This window comes from Protofrankia sp. BMG5.30 (assembly GCF_001983005.1).
Classification (GTDB): domain Bacteria; phylum Actinomycetota; class Actinomycetes; order Frankiales; family Frankiaceae; genus Protofrankia; species Protofrankia coriariae.
Genome location: NZ_MOME01000011.1, coordinates 71,088 through 87,523, shown reverse-complemented (window position 1 = coordinate 87,523; position 16,436 = coordinate 71,088). Strand labels below are relative to the sequence as shown.

Annotated in this window: 14 protein-coding genes; 6 read left to right on the top strand and 8 right to left on the bottom strand. The window is 70.8% G+C overall.

Translation table 11 applies throughout. The features are described 5' to 3' along the window. Nucleotides 1–19: 19 nt before the first annotated feature. Complete coding sequence (locus BL254_RS07140) at nt 20–481, bottom strand: hypothetical protein (protein ID WP_047221404.1); 462 nt, start codon at nt 479–481, stop codon at nt 20–22. 430 nt (nt 482–911) lie between these two features. On the opposite strand from BL254_RS07140, the gene BL254_RS07135 reads away from it, so the two are divergent. Next, a complete protein-coding gene (locus BL254_RS07135) occupies nt 912–1,253 on the top strand; it encodes an Lsr2 family protein (RefSeq protein WP_013874753.1) in 342 nt (113 codons plus the stop codon). A 258-nt stretch (nt 1,254–1,511) separates the two neighbouring features. Here BL254_RS07135 and BL254_RS07130 read toward each other — a convergent pair whose 3' ends face one another. Next, on the bottom strand, nt 1,512–2,933 hold the full coding sequence (locus BL254_RS07130; protein WP_047221405.1) for an aminopeptidase P family protein: 1,422 nt from the start codon (nt 2,931–2,933) through the stop codon (nt 1,512–1,514). Nucleotides 2,934–3,206: 273 nt separating this feature from the next. Between BL254_RS07130 and BL254_RS07125 the strand changes: the two genes are divergently transcribed. Both BL254_RS07125 and BL254_RS07120 read left to right on the top strand, forming a co-directional pair. Further along, nucleotides 3,207–4,337, top strand: a complete 1,131-nt coding sequence (locus BL254_RS07125; protein WP_076842861.1) for a CaiB/BaiF CoA-transferase family protein — start codon at nt 3,207–3,209, stop codon at nt 4,335–4,337. Between the two features lie 391 nt (nt 4,338–4,728). After that, the gene (locus BL254_RS07120) at nt 4,729–5,793 is read left to right on the top strand and encodes an LCP family protein (RefSeq protein ID WP_076842920.1); all 1,065 of its coding nucleotides are present in this window, start codon (nt 4,729–4,731) and stop codon (nt 5,791–5,793) included. Here BL254_RS07120 and BL254_RS07115 read toward each other — a convergent pair. The 4 genes from BL254_RS07115 to ppgK all read right to left on the bottom strand — a co-directional run bounded on the left by BL254_RS07115 (nt 5,787) and on the right by ppgK (nt 9,864). Further along, nucleotides 5,787–6,713, bottom strand: a complete 927-nt coding sequence (locus BL254_RS07115) for a YihY/virulence factor BrkB family protein (RefSeq protein WP_254857877.1) — start codon at nt 6,711–6,713, stop codon at nt 5,787–5,789. The genes BL254_RS07120 and BL254_RS07115 overlap by 7 nt on opposite strands. Nucleotides 6,714–7,149: 436 nt before the next feature. After that, nucleotides 7,150–7,353 carry a hypothetical protein gene (locus BL254_RS07110; RefSeq protein ID WP_013874748.1) on the bottom strand — a complete coding sequence of 68 codons (204 nt, stop codon included), beginning with the start codon at nt 7,351–7,353 and terminating at the stop codon, nt 7,150–7,152. A gap of 119 nt (nt 7,354–7,472) precedes the next feature. Continuing rightward, nucleotides 7,473–8,753, bottom strand: a complete 1,281-nt coding sequence (gene sepH / locus BL254_RS28220; protein ID WP_076842860.1) for a septation protein SepH — start codon at nt 8,751–8,753, stop codon at nt 7,473–7,475. A gap of 286 nt (nt 8,754–9,039) precedes the next feature. Next, a complete protein-coding gene (ppgK, locus tag BL254_RS07100; RefSeq protein WP_047221408.1) occupies nt 9,040–9,864 on the bottom strand; it encodes a polyphosphate--glucose phosphotransferase in 825 nt (274 codons plus the stop codon). A gap of 274 nt (nt 9,865–10,138) precedes the next feature. On the opposite strand from ppgK, the gene moaA reads away from it, so the two are divergent. Together moaA and BL254_RS28215 are read left to right on the top strand one after the other, a co-directional pair. Further along, the gene (moaA, locus tag BL254_RS07095; protein WP_047221409.1) at nt 10,139–11,125 is read left to right on the top strand and encodes a GTP 3',8-cyclase MoaA; all 987 of its coding nucleotides are present in this window, start codon (nt 10,139–10,141) and stop codon (nt 11,123–11,125) included. Nucleotides 11,126–11,134: 9 nt separating this feature from the next. Then, complete coding sequence (locus BL254_RS28215; protein ID WP_076842859.1) at nt 11,135–12,031, top strand: NTP transferase domain-containing protein; 897 nt, start codon at nt 11,135–11,137, stop codon at nt 12,029–12,031. Here the strand turns inward: BL254_RS28215 and BL254_RS07085 are convergent. Continuing rightward, a complete protein-coding gene (locus BL254_RS07085) occupies nt 12,028–12,336 on the bottom strand; it encodes a hypothetical protein (protein WP_254857875.1) in 309 nt (102 codons plus the stop codon). The two genes, BL254_RS28215 and BL254_RS07085, sit on opposite strands and share 4 nt — an antisense overlap. A gap of 178 nt (nt 12,337–12,514) precedes the next feature. Beyond that, nucleotides 12,515–13,237: a DUF5995 family protein gene (locus BL254_RS07080; protein WP_139342213.1), complete on the bottom strand. Its 723-nt coding sequence runs from the start codon at nt 13,235–13,237 to the stop codon at nt 12,515–12,517. Nucleotides 13,238–13,674: 437 nt separating this feature from the next. On the opposite strand from BL254_RS07080, the gene BL254_RS07075 reads away from it, so the two are divergent. Next, complete coding sequence (locus BL254_RS07075; protein WP_076842856.1) at nt 13,675–16,200, top strand: EAL domain-containing protein; 2,526 nt, start codon at nt 13,675–13,677, stop codon at nt 16,198–16,200. The last annotated feature ends 236 nt before the right edge of the window (nt 16,201–16,436 follow it).

Here is a 16,436-nt window from a genome sequence, read left to right as displayed (position 1 = left end):
CGGCCGCGTTCTGACGGGTCTAGCGGGTGCGGTCGAGCAGCGCCCACAGCCACCCCGGCCCCGCTGTGGTCGCGCCCACAGCGTGGACACGGCCACGAAGCGCGCGATCCGCGGTGATGACGACAACGGCCCCACGTTGCCGCCTGACGGCCTCGACAGCGGCCTCGACGACCGTGTCGTCGCCCGCTCCGGGGGCGTGGACGACAACGAGCCTGGCGGCCCGGTTCCCCGGGTCGCCGCCGCCGGGCCGCCCGCTCGCGGCGACCCCGGCCCGGGCCGCCCCTTCGAGTACCAGGACCACCTCGGTGGGCAGGTCCTCCCTGCCCGCGGCCCGCGGCGTGGAGGCCTCGAAGCCGGTCTGGCACAGCGCGGACAGGTGTTCGTGCAGGCGTAAGGCGGCCCCCGCGCGATCGCGCCACCATCCGTCCGGGCGGGCCCCTATCACATTTGCCGCATCGACGATCCATGTCCGCTCATCCACCGTGGCTCCCTGGGCTACTACCGGACCAGCTCTACTACCAGACCGTGAATCGGATGAGCGCGGCTGCGGCCCATACGTGGTGTATCGCATTCGCAGGTGTGGGATCCTTGATGCCGTTGCGTGGCGCTCACCGCCGCTGGTCAGACCGTGACGTCCTTGTCTGCGCCGACCACCGGCGTTTCGGATCGGAAGTCGTGATTCGGCGACAACTCATGATCAAAATTTATCCTGACGGTGGCCTCCAGCGCTTTGGCTAGACGTGACTCACGTCTACCTGAGGGGTGTTGTGTGGTGTCGATGACGCTGCGGACGGCATGTCGCAGGCGATGGCGGTCGCGCGTGTCCGAACCAGCCGTTACAGTTCTTCCTGATGACGTGGTAATACTAGTCTCGAAGAGTTCCGCGGTTCGCTGACCTGAAGGAGAGAAGCATGGCGCAGAAGACCATCGTGTCGTTGATTGACGATCTCGATGGACACGAGGCTGATGAGACTGTTCGGTTCGGGCTGGACGGCGCTTCGTACGAGATCGATCTGTCCGAGAAGAACGCCACCAAGCTGCGCGAGTCGTTGGCTCCGTTCGTTGGGGCGGCGCGTCGCTCGGGCGGCCGGGCAACTGCCGCCCGCCGTGGGCAGCGTGGCGCTTCTCGTCGTACCGGCGGCACTGACCGTACCGCCGACATTCGTGAGTGGGCGCGAGCCAACGGTTACACGGTCAGTGACCGTGGTCGTATCGCCTCCAACATCGTCGAGGCGTACGACAAGGCTCACTGAGCGGCTCTCGGTCGCATTCGTCCAGTTGCTCGAATCCCACGCGGTCACAACTGTTTTCGCGTGGTCGCGGGCCTGCGGGGTCGGTTGCGACCGAGCGCTGGACCATGACGCGGGGGGTCAGTCGTACGGCGATGCCGGCGCGGAGCGGCCGGGCCTCTGGTTGGTGCCACTTATGGCCAATTTGGGGCATGTGGCAGTGCTGTTTTCTGGGCGACAGGTTGTCGGGCCCGCAACCTGTCGCCCAGGTCATGTCCGGGCTCAGGCGCCGCGCTGCTGGGCCATCCAGTTTTCCACCTCACCCCGGACGCGGGGAAGCGCGGCCGACAGGTTGCGGTGGCCCTCGGTGGTGACGAGAATGTCATCCTCAATCCGCACCCCGATCCCGCGCAGCTCCGGCGGCACCGTAATGTCGTTGGGCTGGAAGTACAGACCCGGCTCAGCCGTGAGCACCATCCCGGCCGTGAGTGGGCCGTCGCGGTAAGCTTCGTCGCGGGCGTGGGCGCAGTCGTGGACGTCGAGACCCAACATGTGTGACGTGGAGTGCAGGGTATACCTGCGATGCAGGCCCGCGTTCGGCGCTTCGGGGTCTTCCGCGAGGGACTCCTCGACGCTGACCGGGAGCAGCCCCCAGTCGTGCAGCGCCTCGGCTATCACCCGCATTGCCGCCCGGTGCGGATCGAGGAACTGTGCGCCCGGTCGCACCGCTTCGATTCCGGCCTGCTGGGCCGCGAGGACCACGTCGTACACCTGACGCTGCACGTCGCTGAAATGTCCGTCCACGGGAAGCGTGCGTGTGATGTCGGCGGTGTAAAGCGAGCGGGACTCCACACCCATGTCGAGCAACGCGAGGTCGCCGGGCCGTACCGGCCCGTCGTCACGGACCCAGTGCAGGGTGGTGGCGTGGTGGCCGCAGGCGACGATGGAGCCGTACCCGACATCGTTGCCGTCGACCCGGGCACGGCGCCAGAACGTGCCCTCCAGCCACCGTTCGCCGTTGGGCAGCGTCATCGCGTGGTCCATCTCACGCACACATTCGGAAAAGCCCAGGACGGTGGCGGCGATCGCCTGCTCCAGCAGGGCGGTTTCGTGCTCGTCCTTGACCAGTCGCAGCTCGGAAAGGGCCTGGGCCAGCTCCGTGTCCCGGTCGGTCCCAGCGGGGGTGGACCCTCCCCGGCCGGTGGGCGTGTACCGCAGGACCGCGCGGTCCACCTGCTCGTCCTGGCTGCGTATCACCCGGGTCGTTGCTGGTGACAGCCGGGCCAGCGCGTCGGCGAGTTCGTCGAGCGGACGGCAGGTGATCTCGAGAGCGGCCGACGTCTCCCGCACCCCCGCGCGTGGTCCCACCCACAGTTCGCCGTAGCGCCGGTCAGTGTAGAAGGCCGCTGTGGAACGGTCCGAGCGGTCGGCGACATACAGGACGGCGTCGTGGTCGCCACCGGGGTTCGGATGCAGAATCACCACGGCGTCCGGCTCGTGACAACCGGTCAGCCAGAAGAAATCACTGCCCGGCCGGAACGGGTAATCGGTGTCATTCGCCCGTACCTTGAACCCGCCACTGGGCACCACCAGCGTCTCGGCCGGGAATCGTGAGCTCAGCAGCGCGCGTCGCTTGGCCGCGTACTGTGCCACATCGTCACAGGCCGGTGCCATCTCGGCGGTGGGCGCCCAGCCGGTGGCCATGAATCGGCGGAAGGCGGATGGTGGCTGCTGGTCGTGGCTGGCCTGTCCCGTCGGCGAAGCGGGCCCGCTGACGGAACCGGTGCTGGAACCGGTGTCGGAACCAGCGCTGGATGACGTGACAGCCGGCTGTTCGGATCCGCCGGTGGGCTGTTCGGATCCGCCGGTAAGCTGCTCGGATCTGTCGGTAGAAGGCGGGGAAGCACTCGGGCGCGTACTCATGGTTCCAACGGTAGGCTGCGGCGGTCCGTGGCGGGTAGCGTCCCAGGAGTGCCTATGTCACCGGGTCCCATGGATGGTCTTCTTGTCGTCGATCTCACCCGGGTATTGGCCGGGCCGTTGTCCACGCTGATGCTCGCCGATCTCGGAGCGAGGGTCATCAAGGTGGAACGTCCCGGTCACGGGGATGACTCCCGCTCCTACGGTCCGTTCATGGACGGCCRGTCACTCTACTTCGCCCGGGTGAACCGCGGCAAACAGTCGATCGCGCTCGATCTGAAGGATCCGGACGACCACGCGACGTTACTTTCCATCATCGACCGTGCCGATGTGCTGGTGGAGAACTTCCGGCCCGGTGTGATGGACCGGCTCGGTCTCGACTGGGACACGTTGTCGCAACGTAATCCCCGACTGGTTTACGTGAGCATCTCCGGCTTCGGGCGGACCGGCCCGTGGCGAAACCGGCCGGCCTACGACGCGGTCGTACAGGCGGCCACCGGGATTATGTCGATCACCGGGTCACCGGACAGCGACCCGGTGAAGCCCGGCGTCCCGATCGCGGACCTTGCGGCCGGTCTGTATGCTTTCGGCGCGATCGGGGCCGCATTGTACGGGCGGCTGTCCACCGGCCGCGGTACCCATATCGACATAGGCATGTTCGACGCCACACTGTCGTTGCTCGAAGGCGCGGCCCTGTCCTATCTGGCGACCGGCGACACGCCGCCGCGCATCGGCAACGCACATTACTCGATCGCGCCGTTCGACACGTTCGCCTGCGCGGACCGCAGCATTGTGATCTGTGYCGCGAACGACAGCCTCTTCGCCGGGCTGTGCCGTGCGTTGGACCGTCCGGATCTCGGCGCGGATCCGCGGTTCGTCACCAACAGTGCCCGGCTCGCGGCCCGGGACGCGTTCAAACAGGAAGCGGAGCGGACTCTTCGTGCCCGACCGGCTGCGTATTGGCTGAAAGTGCTGGGTACGGCGGGCATACCCTGTGGCCTCATCAACAACGTGGCGGAGGCGGTCTCCTCTGAACAGGCTGTTTTTCGCGACATGGTGGTCGACGCCGGGGGCCTTCCGCTGCCCGGGAATCCGGTGAAGATGGCGGACTGGCCGCAGACCTCCCAGCGGCCGCCGGAACCAAGGCTCGACGCGGACGGCCCCGCGATCCGGGCCGAGTTCGGTTGACCCGGCGATGCGCCGGTGACGACCGTGGAAGTCGTGGGCGCGACAGCACGAACTGGGAACATTCCGGCGGCCACCGGACGTCGACAGGGATGGCGAGCGGTGGGGTGGACGAGGGGACGTGGTCATGACGTGGCCTCCGGACGGGCCCGGACGAGCTGGGCGGCCTGGGCGGCCCGAGAACCGGTGGCCCCCCGGCGGGGCCCCCGGCTGGCAGCAGCCCCCACAACCAGGGCAGCGCCAGCCGCCACCACAGCCCGGCTGGCAGCAGCCGCCACCGCGGCCGCCACAACCACCGTTTCAGCCGCCGTTCCAACCAGCACAGCCACCGCCCGGGCCGTTACCGTCCCGATGGTCCACCGGACGCCGCCTGGTCACCGGTGTGGCGGCGCTGGTGTCCGTCCTCGTGYTGGCCGTCTCCGGCGGGGGTTGGCTGGCCCTGCGGTACTACGACAACAAGGTCACCCATGTTTCGCTGACCTTCCCCGACACCGGCCGGCGGCCGGACGGGGCCGGCGGCGCTACCCGCAACATCCTGCTCGTCGGCTCGGACAGCCGCACCGGTACGGCCGGGGAGTTYGGTGAGGTCGAGGGGCAGCGGTCGGACACCACGATCATCGCCCATCTGGACGCGGACGGCTCCACCACGCTCGCCTCGTTCCCCCGGGACCTGTGGGTGACGATCCCCGCCTACACCGACTCCACCGGTCGCTCCCACAAGGCGCAGCAGTCCAAGCTCAACGCCGCGTTCGCGCTGGGCGGGCCGTCCCTGCTGGTACGGACCATCGAGACGCTGACAAAGATCCGCATCGACCACTACCTACAGATCGACTTCGTCGGCTTCCAACGGATGACGGACGCCCTCGGCGGGGTGACCGTGTGCGTGAAAGCGCTGCCGGGCGGGAGCCGGAGCAACCTCGACGACAAGATGTCGGGCTGGCACGGTCACGTCGGCGACAACACGGTCAACGGCGAGCAGGCACTGGCCTTCGTCCGCCAGCGGTACGGCCTGCCCGAGGGCGACCTCGACCGGATCCGGCGTCAACAGCAGTTCATCGGCGTGATCTTCCGGTCGGCTACCAGCACCTCGACCCTGGTCAACCCGGTCCGGCTGACGTCCCTGCTGGACGCGGCCACCTCGTCCGTGACCGTCGACGCCGGCACCTCCCTGACCGACCTGCAGCCGCTCGCGGTCCGGCTGCGCGGCGTGGGCAGCGGGGGTGTCCGCTTCGAGACCGTCCCGGCGTCACCCGGTCAGGCCGGCGGCCAGTCCGTGCTGCGCACCGACCCGGACAAGCTGGCGGCCTTCCTGGCGGACCTCTCCGGCCGGCGGCAGCCCGCCGCGCGCGCCGCGGGCATCGACGGTGACGCACTGGCCGCTCCGGGCGGGCCGGCCATCACCCTGGTGGCCGCCACGGCCGCGGCGGCTGACGCCACCGCGGGATCGTGCACCTACTGAGCCGCTGGCCGCCGCTGGTGGGGAGGTAGGCCGCTGTCCGCCGACGGCGGGGTGCGGCCGCTGTGCTCGTCGATGGCGGCGTTCAGTTCGGCGCCGAGCAGGACGGCCAGCGCCGTGATGTAGAAGAACAGCAGCGCGGCCACGGGCGCCGCCACCGAGCCGTAGATCAGTTCGTTGCCGATGACCGTTCCCAGGTACAGCCGCAGCAGGTAGCTGCCGACGTTCCAGACCACCATGGCCAGCAGGGCACCGGGCAGCGCCCGTCGCCACGGACGCCGGGACGGCAGTGACAGGTGGTACAGCGAGGTCAGCATCGTCAGGGAGAGGACCGCGACCACCGGCCAGAACAGGACCGTCAGCAGCCAGTTGACGAGATGGTGGTGGTTGGCGTCGAGCAGCTCCGAGATCAGGTCCGGCCCGAGGACGAGTGYGGGCAGCAGGATCACACCGCTGGCCACCTGGGCCAGGTACAGTCGCAGTGCCAGTAGCCGGCTGCGTACGGCTGATCGCAGCTGGCGCTGTCCGTAGGCGATCGTGATGGTGTTGACGTAGGTCGCCATGGCCGACGATCCGGTCCACAACGACAACAGGAAACCGATCGAGATCACGTCCGGACGCCCGCGGGTGAGGATCTCGTTGATCGTGGGGCGGACCACGTCGTCGACGACCGAGGGTGTCAGCAGGTCGTCGGCGGCGTTCAGCAGGCTCTGACGGACGCTGTCGACGGCGTCCGCGCCGACCGCGTCCCCGACGTAGCCGATGGTGCCGAGGATCGCCAGTAGTAACGGAGGCAGCGACAGCAGCTGCCAGAAGCCGGCCTCGGCCGCGAGGCCGAGCACGCGGTCGCGCCAGGCGCGAGCGGTGGTCCGGCGGGCAAGGGTGAAAACACGCATCGACACCCGTCCGAGCAGGGCGGTCACCGCTCTCGGAGCCCGGGCCGCCGGCACCCGGGCCGGCGACGGTGATGCGGGGCCTGACGGTGGTACAAGGCCTGGTAGCGCGGCAGAAGCAGGATGCGTCAGATCAGCGGACCGCGACGTATCGGACGCGGAACCAGGCGTCTGGAGCACCGCGGACAGCAACCTGTTCGCCAACCACACTGGACCAACGGTACGGCCTCGGGTTCACGGCGGTTCCGGCGGTCGCCGATTGGCCCGGAACCGGGCCGGTCGGCCGCTGTCGATGTCACCAGTCGTACCGGTGTAGATACACCAGCCGTACTGGGGCATGGATAGCGGAGGCATGCCGCCGGTCGACGCGCCATGCCTCCGAGGCACATCAAAATGCCCCCGCTGACAACGTGTGATCGTGTCCGCGGGGGTCACCGGGCCGATGCCCGCCGCCGGATGGCGGCGGTCAGGGGGAGACGGTCAGTTTGTCGGTTTCGTCATGGTATTCGACGGCCACGGCTCGTAGCTTCGAGTCGTAGGACTTGGCATGGTGCCGGCAGAACAGCAGTTCGCCGCCACCGGGAAGCACGACCCGCACGTACGCCTGCGCGCCGCACCGGTCGCACCGGTCGAGGTTGGTCAGCGTCGGTCTGGTAGTGGTTCCAGTCACACCATCTTCAACAGTCTTCGTCGGGATTTGGTTCCGCCCGGCGGTGTGACGGTTCCCTCAGGTCCCTCGCGGCCGTCGACGACGGAGGTCAGGTCAGGACGCGGCGGGAGTCGTGATGATCACGGACGGCGTGCGCCGAAGACGATGTCGTCCCAGGCCGGTACGGACTTGCGGTTCTTGCGGCCGCCGGAACCGCGTTCCGTCGTTCGGCTGGCGGTACCCGTACGTCCGCCCCGGGGCGTCGAGGACGTCCGTGCGGCGGGGTCGGCCTGCCCGGCGGTGTCATCGGCGGTGTCGGTGCTGCCAGCGGTGTCGGCGCTGTCGGTGCCGCCAGCGGCGTTGGCGGCACCGACAGCATCAGCGATACCGGCCGTGGCAATCTTGGCCGCGTCGGCAAGGTCAGCGATGTCGGCGAGTTCGGCCGTGTCAGCGAGGTCAGCGATGTCGGCGAGGTCGGTGCTACCGGCGGCGACCGTTGCCGGCTCGGGAGCCGCCGTGGCCGGTGGATGCGCGGTGGGCGCGGGATGCGCGGTGGGCGCGGGATGCGCGGTGGGCACGGCGGGCACCGGATGCGGGTGGACGGCTGGTGCCTCGGTACGGGCCGTCGACCGGGGCAGCCCGTGGGTCCGCCCCCTGGCCGCGGCCGGCTGGATCGGGGTGGGCACCGGCACGGCCGCCACCGCGGGCAGCGACGCCGGCAGCGAGGCGTTGTCCACCGGCTGCGGGGGCAGTGGCACCTCGTACACGGCGGCGGACTCCTGGACCAGCGTCAGCGCGGGGGCGGCCGGACGCGCGAAGACCGGTTGCGGGGGTGGCGGCGGGGCGGCGGGCTCGGCCGGGGCCTCCGGCGCCACCAGCGCCCGGGCCGCGTCGTCGTGCGGGCGGACGCGGCGTACCACCGGATCCCAGGTCCAGCGGGCGCACCGGCTCTCCGAGGTGAGCTGGACCAGCCAGATCCCGTCCACCCGGCGCCAGGCGTCCCACTGCGCGTTCTCCGGGTCGTCCTGCACGGCCTGCAGCCGCGCGTCCACCACCTCGCCGAGGGGACGGCCGGGCGCGCCGCCGGGATCCTTCGGCAGCAGGGCGGCCMGCGCCTCCTGCACCACCCGGGCCCGTTCGGCGAGCACCGGGCCCTCATAGCGTTCCACCCGCTCGACCGCGATGCCGGCGACCCGCGCGACCTCCGCGGTGGTCTCACCGGCCCGCAGCCGGGCCTGGATCTCGCGGGGGGTCAGCGCGCTTTCCTGGCGCACCTCGTTGCGCCGCGCGCCGCGCAACGTGGCCCGCAACCGGTCGTCGACCGGCACCCGGAACTTTTCCGCGTCGGGCCCGCCGGCGGTGTCGGCGAGTACGAGGTAGCCGCCGTCCTCGCTGAGCGCGACCGCTCGCAGCTCACGCATGGCGCCTCCTCATCGGCGTGGTCCGAGTCTGCCACAGCGCGTTCGGTGACGATAGGTACCTGGGCTGCCGAGAACCCACCGTTCATCCCTACAACCACACCTTGCCATCGGTGCGCCTGTGGTGTCCCACCTCGCCGAGTCGACACGCTCTGCCGGAGTTGCCGGTATGGCGACACTACCCACTTCTGGGGATGACGGTAGCCGCGGGGCCACTTTTTGGAGACGACAATCGTCGCGAAGCCGGTCGCAGGGCTACATTTCGACGACGGCGCCCGCGGGTCGCCTTTCAGGGACGACGGCCGCCAGGGGGCCTGGTGGCGGGCGGGCGCCGGCGCGTGGGCCGGGCCGTCACCTTCGGCCGGGCCTGGTCGCTGACGCCGGCGAACAGGGCCGCGCCGACGATTCCGGCCTCGTTCTGCAGCTGCGCCGCGACGACCTTCGTGTTCACCTCGAGGCGGTCGAGAAAACGATCAGATTTTCGGCTGGCGCCACCGCCGATGATGATGAGATCCGGCCACAGCAGCGCCTCAAGCGCATTCAGATAGCGGGTGACGCGCTTCGCCCACTTCTCCCAGGAAAGATCGTCGCGTTCGCGGGCCGCCTCGGACGCCCTCGTCTCCGCGTCGTACCCACCGATCTCCAGATGGCCGAGCTCGGTGTTGGGAACGAGCTGCCCGTGCAGGAACACCGCCGTGCCGATACCGGTACCGAAAGTCGTCATGATCACGACGCCGCCGACGTCCCGGCCGGCACCGAAGGCCATCTCGGCGACGCCCGCGGCATCGGCGTCGTTGACCACGGCCACCCCGCCCGGGCTGCCTGGCAGCACCGATCCAAGGGTTGCCGCGACATCGGTGCCCACCCAGACCGGATCGATGTTGGCCGCGGTCCGGGCCGCGCCGCCCTTGATGACGGCGGGGAAAGCGGCCCCGACCGGCCCCGTCCAGCCGAAGTGCGCCACGACTTCCGCGACGGTCTTGGATATGGCCGCCGGTTGTGCCGGCTGCGGTGTGGGTAGCCGGAAGCGGGGCGCGGTGAGTGTTCCCTCGTCGATGTCGACGGGTGCACCCTTGATACCGGTACCGCCGATGTCGACACCGAAGACCTGCATGTCGCCTGTGTCCTCCTGTTACCACCGGCGCCGATATCTCTGACGCGGTATCCGCCATGCGCGGCGCGCACAGTGCCGCGGCGCGCCGTCGTGGGCACCGCTGTGCCAAGCCCTGTGTGCCAGCCCCGTGCCCACTCCACCATAGATCCGCACACCTCGTCGGCCTATCCGAGTGTGACACCGATATTCGGGGGCGGGGAGGATCATCTCCGGAGCGCTTCGGGCCGGCGTCCACGCGATCGAACATCCGTCAGGCACGGCCTAAGCTGGGCGGGTGCGCCTGCGTGATTCCCACGGCCGGGTGGCCACCGATCTTCGGGTTTCGCTGACCGATCACTGCAACCTGCGGTGTTCCTACTGCATGCCCGCCGAAGGCCTGGCCTGGCTGCCACGGGCGGAGATCCTGACCGACGAGGAGATCGTCCGGCTGGTGCGGATCGCGGTGAGCAGGCTCGGTGTCGACGAGGTCAGRCTCACCGGTGGCGAGCCGACGCTGCGGCCGGGCCTGGTCGGCCTCGTCGCCCGCCTGGCGCGGCTGCGCCCCCGCCCGCAGCTGTCGATGACGACCAACGGCATCGCGCTCGTGGGCATGGCCCCGGCGTTGCGCGCGGCGGGGCTGGACCGGGTGAACGTCTCCCTCGACACCCTGCGGCCCGGCCGTTACCAGGCGCTGACGCGTCGGGATCGGCTCGCCGACGCGCAGGCGGGGCTGGCCGCCGTGGCCGCCGCCGGGCTGGTACCGGTGAAGGTCAACGCGGTGCTGCTGCGCGGCGTCAACGACGACGAGGCGCCCGACCTGCTGCGGTGGTGCCTGCGACGGGGCTACCAGCTGCGCTTCATCGAGCAGATGCCGCTCGACCCCCAGCGCTCCTGGGACCGGGCCGCCATGGTCACCGGCGCGGAGATCCTTGCCGGGCTGCGTGGCGAGTTCACCCTCGCGCCGCTGCCCGCCCGGGGCAGCGCGCCCGCCGAGCTGTTCACCGTCGACGGTGGGCCGGGCACGGTGGGACTGGTCGGTTCGGTGACCGCGCCCTTCTGTGCCGCCTGCGACCGGGTCCGGCTCACCGCTGACGGGCAGGTCCGGTCCTGCCTGTTCGCCCGGGAGGAGACCGACCTGCGCACCCCGATGCGGGCCGGGGCCGACGACGCGCAGCTGGCGGCGTTGTGGATGCGGGCGGTCCGGGGCAAACGGGCCGGGCACGGCATCGACCAGCCGGCGTTCACCCAGCCGGCGCGGCCGATGTCGGCGATCGGCGGGTGACCGGCTGACGTGAACGGCCGGCGGACGGGCTGGGACGCGGTGGTGCTCGCCGGCGGCCTGGCCCGCAGGCTCGGCGGAGTGGACAAACCGGCGCTGACCATCGGTGAGAAGACTCTGCTCGAACGTGTGCTGACCGCGGTGGACGACGCCCAGGAGGTGATCGTGGTCGGTCCCCGGCGTCCGGTCGCGGCGTCGCGGCACGTCGTCTGGACACGGGAACGACCGCCCGGCGGGGGACCGGTCGCGGCCCTGGCCGCCGGTCTCGAGCTGGTGGGCGCGCCGTTGGTGGCGGTGCTCGCCGCTGATCTCCCGTTCGTGACGGCGGGGACCCTCGACACGCTCGTGCGGGCCGTCGACGACGGCAAGGTGCAGGGCGCCCTGCTGGCCGACCCGGCGGGCCGCCGGCAGTACCTCACCGGCGTGTGGCGGACGTCGGCGCTGCGCGCTCGGCTGCCTGTGGTCACCGCCGGCGTTCCGATGCGCTCCGTCCTGGCTGGCCTGCCGGTGCGGGTGCTGCCCGCCGACGCGCGTGTCACGCTGGACTGCGACCGGCCCGCGGATGTCGAGCGGGCACGGTGCTGGGTCAGGAGTGCCGGGTCAGGGGCGCCAGGCCAGGATGGACGGGTGAGTTCTCTTGACGACTGGGTGGTCGACGCGGCCGGCGCGCTCGACCTCGACCCGGCGCTCCTCGACGTCCAAGGGGTTCTCAAGCTCGCCCGGGAGGTGGCTCACGCCGTGGAGCGGCCCGCGGCTCCCCTGACCGCCTTCCTCGTCGGCCTCGCGGCCGGCCGCGCCGGCGGTGATCCGCGGGCGGTCCGGCTGGCCACCGACAGGGTGCTCGCCCTCGTCGCGGCCCGCGCGGGCAGCGACGCCCAGGACGCCCAGCGGCGCATCCAGGACGCCTAGCGCATCCAGGCCGKGTTGTCCTCCAACAGCCCTCGCATGTCGATGACCATCGTCTGCATGGTGAGCGGGTCGTCCACCGCTGACAGGCGGGGCAGCACCGTCGTGGCCATGTCGGTGTCGACATCCCTGTCGGCGCCGGACGGGGCAAGGCCGAGAGGGCCGGTCCGGGCCTGGTCCGGTGCTGGTGACCGGCCCCGGGCCGTGACGATCACCCGGTCCAGGCCGCCGAGCGCGAGGATCAGCACGAACCCCGGMAGCGCGAAGAGCGCCGGCCGCCACGCGGTCAGCGCCACGACGGCGAACACGACCACGACCGTGCACGCCCCGATCGTGTGGCGTTGCGCGGGTGGCAGTGCCGGGACCTTTCGACCATGTCGGTAGTGCGCCACGAGCTCAAGTGTGCCTCTCGCGGACGAATCCGCCAAAGTCCGGCCCCGTCCACCGGCAGCCGCGGCGGCCGGCCGCCGGCAGGCGCGCGGGCGGTTATCCCCCGGTGGGGGAGCGGGGGGGACAGGATGCGGCGGCAGCGGACGCCGGCACGGGCGCGTCGCTGAACAGCGACCGCAGCCCCTGAGCGCCTGCCTCGGCGCGGGTCTCGATCGTCCACGCGATCACCGCGCGTTCCCGGCTGTCGCGGGCGGCGACCAGCCGCTCGGCGTCCCGCCAGGCGTTCTCCCGGGCGGCGACCAGCGTCGGGACGAGGGCCTCGCGATCGGTGCCGAGCCGGTTCGCCGCCTCGTCCGGCAGCGAGCCCAGCGGTGTCCCGGGCTGCTTGAGCAGGGACACCGCCACCTTCGCCAGGACCTCGTTGATCCGGTCGTGGTCGCCCTTGTGGCTGCTGCCGTCCGGGCCGGTGAGGCCCATGGCGGCGAGGACGAACGGGAGGTCGCGGGTGATGTGTGCGTGCATGCCGAGTACCAGGTCGCCGGCGGGGGAGACGGTGGGCGCCGAGGCCGCCGCGAAGGCGGTCCGCCACGCCGGTGGCACGTCGGCCAGCCTGCCGTCGGACCAGCCGTCGAACGCCCGGAAGTAGTACTCGGCGAACAGCGCGGCCTCGGCCCGGACCCAGGCGGGGTCGGCGAAGTAGTCCGGTGTCGCGACCGCGTCGCGGAACGTCTCGGTCGTGCGCAGGTAGACCAGGGCGAAGGACGCGCGGGGGTCGCAGTGGTCTTCCAGTAGTCGCAGCCGGTTACGCATTGTAGTCACTACGGCGTCCGTGCACGCTGCCGAACCGGTCGTACAGGGTGGCGGAAACGTCCCGTCCGTCTGTCGCGTCCAGGCGGGGGTGGCCGGCGTCGAGGCCCGGCTGGTCGGCACGGTCGCCCGAGCGGGTATAGCGATGATCAGTAAGCCGGCTGCAAGAGATATCGCGATTGCTGTGCGTAGCCGGATCATGGGTCTCATAGTAGCCTTATGGCTACCAGAAGTATTTACAACCCCGCGGTGAGTCGCAATACTGCTGCGCCATGTCCTCCAACGGTCACACTTCGCGTGAGATGGCTACGCTGCGCAGTTCGTGGCATCGCCAGGGTGCTGGCGGCGGATCCGCTCACCGCGGCCCGGCCGAGGACGATCCGGCGGCAGCGGGCCCTGCCGGCGCCGAGGGTCCCGCCGGCGCCGGAGGCCGTTCTGGTCCCGCGGCCATGGCAGGCCTCGCGGGTACGGATCCGCCGCCCGCCGCGGACGGTGCCGCCCGGGACATTCTCGACAGACTGCCCGAGATCGTCTTCCGGACCGATGCCCAGGGCCGCTGGACCTATCTCAACCCCGCGTGGACGGTGGTGACCGGCTTCGAGGTCGAAGCCAGCCTGGGGAAGCACTTCCTCGACTACGTACACCCGGACGAGCGCGACCACACGGTGGCGTTGTTCATGGCGGTGGTGGCCGGCGGTGCCGACCACTGTCACCACGTGACGCGCTATAGGACCCGGGGCGGGTCCTACCGTCGCGTCGGGATCCGCGCCAGTCTGCTGCGCGGCCCGGACGGCCAGGTCGTGGGCAACCTGGGAACGATCATTGATGTGACCCGCGGCCACATCGACGCCGAGACGGTCGGCGAGCACACGGCGTTGCTGGAGCTCGTCTCCGACGGCGCCCCGGTCGACGATCTCCCGATGGGGATCCTGCTCGTCGACCGCGCGCGGCGGATCCGCCGCGCGTCACCGGTCGTGGACCGTCTGATCGACGGCCGGCTGCGGGCCGGTGACCCGCTGGATCGGCTGGCCGGGCTGCTGCGGCCGTACGCCGGCGCAACCGCCCTGGAAGGCGAGTGGGGGCTGGTCGCGACGGCGATCCGGACCGAGCAGCCGCAGCACGCCTACCTGAGCCTGCGCCTGGCCGCCGGACCGGTGGTCGACGGGTACGCGCGGGAGCGGGCGCTGCGGGTGTCGGTGATCCCCGAGGTCGGGGAGTCCCGGGACCTGCTGGCGGTGGTGCTGCAGGACGTCACGGACCTGCGGCAGGCCGAACGGCGGCAGGCGGCCGTCGCCCGCCTCGGCCAGCGCGCGCTCGTCGGGACGACGGTCGGCAGCCTGCGGCGGGAGGCCGCCGAGGTCGTGCGCGACACGCTGGGTGTGCCGTACTGCGAGGTGCTGGGACCCGTCGCGCAGCGTGGCTCGGTGATCGCGAGGGTACTGGCCGCGGACAGCCCGGTGGTCGTCGACCACGGCGTGACGCCCCTGGGCGTGCCGTTGCCGGGCGCCTCCGAGGTCTACGGCGGGGTCGGCCGGGTCGCCGGTGTCGCCGCCCGCGTCGGAGCAGCCGGCCGCGGTTTCGGGCTGCTGGTGGCGTACACGACGCAACCACGGGAGTTTGCCGCGGACGAGGCGGACTTCGTCCAGTCGGTCGCCAACGTGCTGGCCGCGGCRATCGAACGGCACAACGCCGAGCAGAAGGTCCGCCGCCAGGCCCTGCACGACCCGCTGACCGGCCTGRCCAACCGGATCCTCCTGCACGACAGGATCTCCGGGGCACTGGGGGAGATCGAGCGGGACGGCGGGCGGCTCGCGCTGCTGCTGATGGATCTCGACCGGTTCAAGGAGATCAACGACACGTTGGGTCACAACGTGGGCGACGACGTGCTGCGCGAGGTCGCCGTACGGCTGGGCCGGGCCACCCGGCCCGGCGACACGGTCGCCCGCCTCGGCGGGGACGAGTTCGCGATCCTGCTCCCGTCGACACCGGGGGGTGCCGCGGACGCGCTGGCGGTCGCGGGCTGCATCCGGGCGGCGCTGGYCGAGCGCATCGACGTCGGCTCCCTGCCCCTGCATGTGGACGGCAGCATCGGGATCACGCTCGCCCCCGCTGACGGACGTGATCCCGGGACGTTGGTGCGCTGCGCGGACGTGGCCATGTACCGGGCGAAGCAGCTCTCCCTCGGCGTCGCCGTCTACGCCCCGGACGCCGACCAGAACCGCCGGGAGCGCCTTGAGCTGCTCGGTGGCCTGCGTTCGGCGATCGCCGGCGGTCAGCTCGTCCTGCACTACCAGCCCAAGGTGGACCTGCGTACCGGGCGGACCACGGCGGTCGAGGCGCTGGTCCGCTGGCAGCACCCGGCCCACGGGCTGGTCGAGCCGGGCCGTTTCGTCCCCTTCGCCGAGCAGAGCAACCTGGTCAAGCCGCTGACCCGCCGGGTGCTCATGCTCGCGCTCGACCAGGCGCGGTCCTGGTGGGACGCCGGCCGGCTGCTGCCGGTGGCGGTGAACGTCTCCGCCCGGATGCTGCACGACGCGGAGCTGATCTCGACCGTGCGGGCGGAGCTGGACCGCACCGGCCTGCCGCCGCGGGCGCTCGAACTCGAGCTCACCGAGAGCGCGGTCATGGTGAACACGCGTAACGCGATGAGCGTCATCACCCGGTTACGCGGTGAGGGAATCCGGATCTCGGTGGACGACTTCGGGACGGGATACTCGTCCCTGGCCTACCTGCGTGATCTTCCCGTCCACGATCTCAAGATCGACAAATCGTTTGTGGTGAATGTGGCGCATCGCACGAAGGACTTCTCGATCGTCCGGTCGATCAYCGATCTCGCTCACAATCTCGATCTTCGAGTGGTTGCTGAAGGTATCGAGTCGAGCGAGGTCTGTAGCCTGCTGYGCGACCTGGGGTGCGACGAGGGGCAGGGTTTCTATCTCGGTCACCCGGTGCCGCCCGCGGATCTCGCGGCCTAGAACTGTCTGGTGGTCGTCTGAGTGCCGCCCGCGCGATCGAACATCCCTCGGGCACGTCCTAGCATGACGGGAGGCCGAGGACGGGGTCGGGAGGAATCGGGGCGTGTTGCCCCCGTGTCGATGCCGACGCGTGCGCACTGCTTTCCCGGACAAGGTGTCACGTTGGCGCGCTGTGCTGCACCATAGGCTCAGCCTCACTACATTCTGGAGGTCGGCCGTGGRCAGGGGAAGTCGTA

Coding starts and splice junctions, on each gene's coding strand:
- BL254_RS07135 (WP_013874753.1), top strand. CDS start 912: ATGGCGCAGAAGACCATCGTGTCGTTGATTGACGATCTCGATGGACAC.
- BL254_RS07130 (WP_047221405.1), bottom strand. CDS start 2,933: ATGGCCACCGGCTGGGCGCCCACCGCCGAGATGGCACCGGCCTGTGAC.
- ppgK (WP_047221408.1), bottom strand. CDS start 9,864: ATGCAGGTCTTCGGTGTCGACATCGGCGGTACCGGTATCAAGGGTGCA.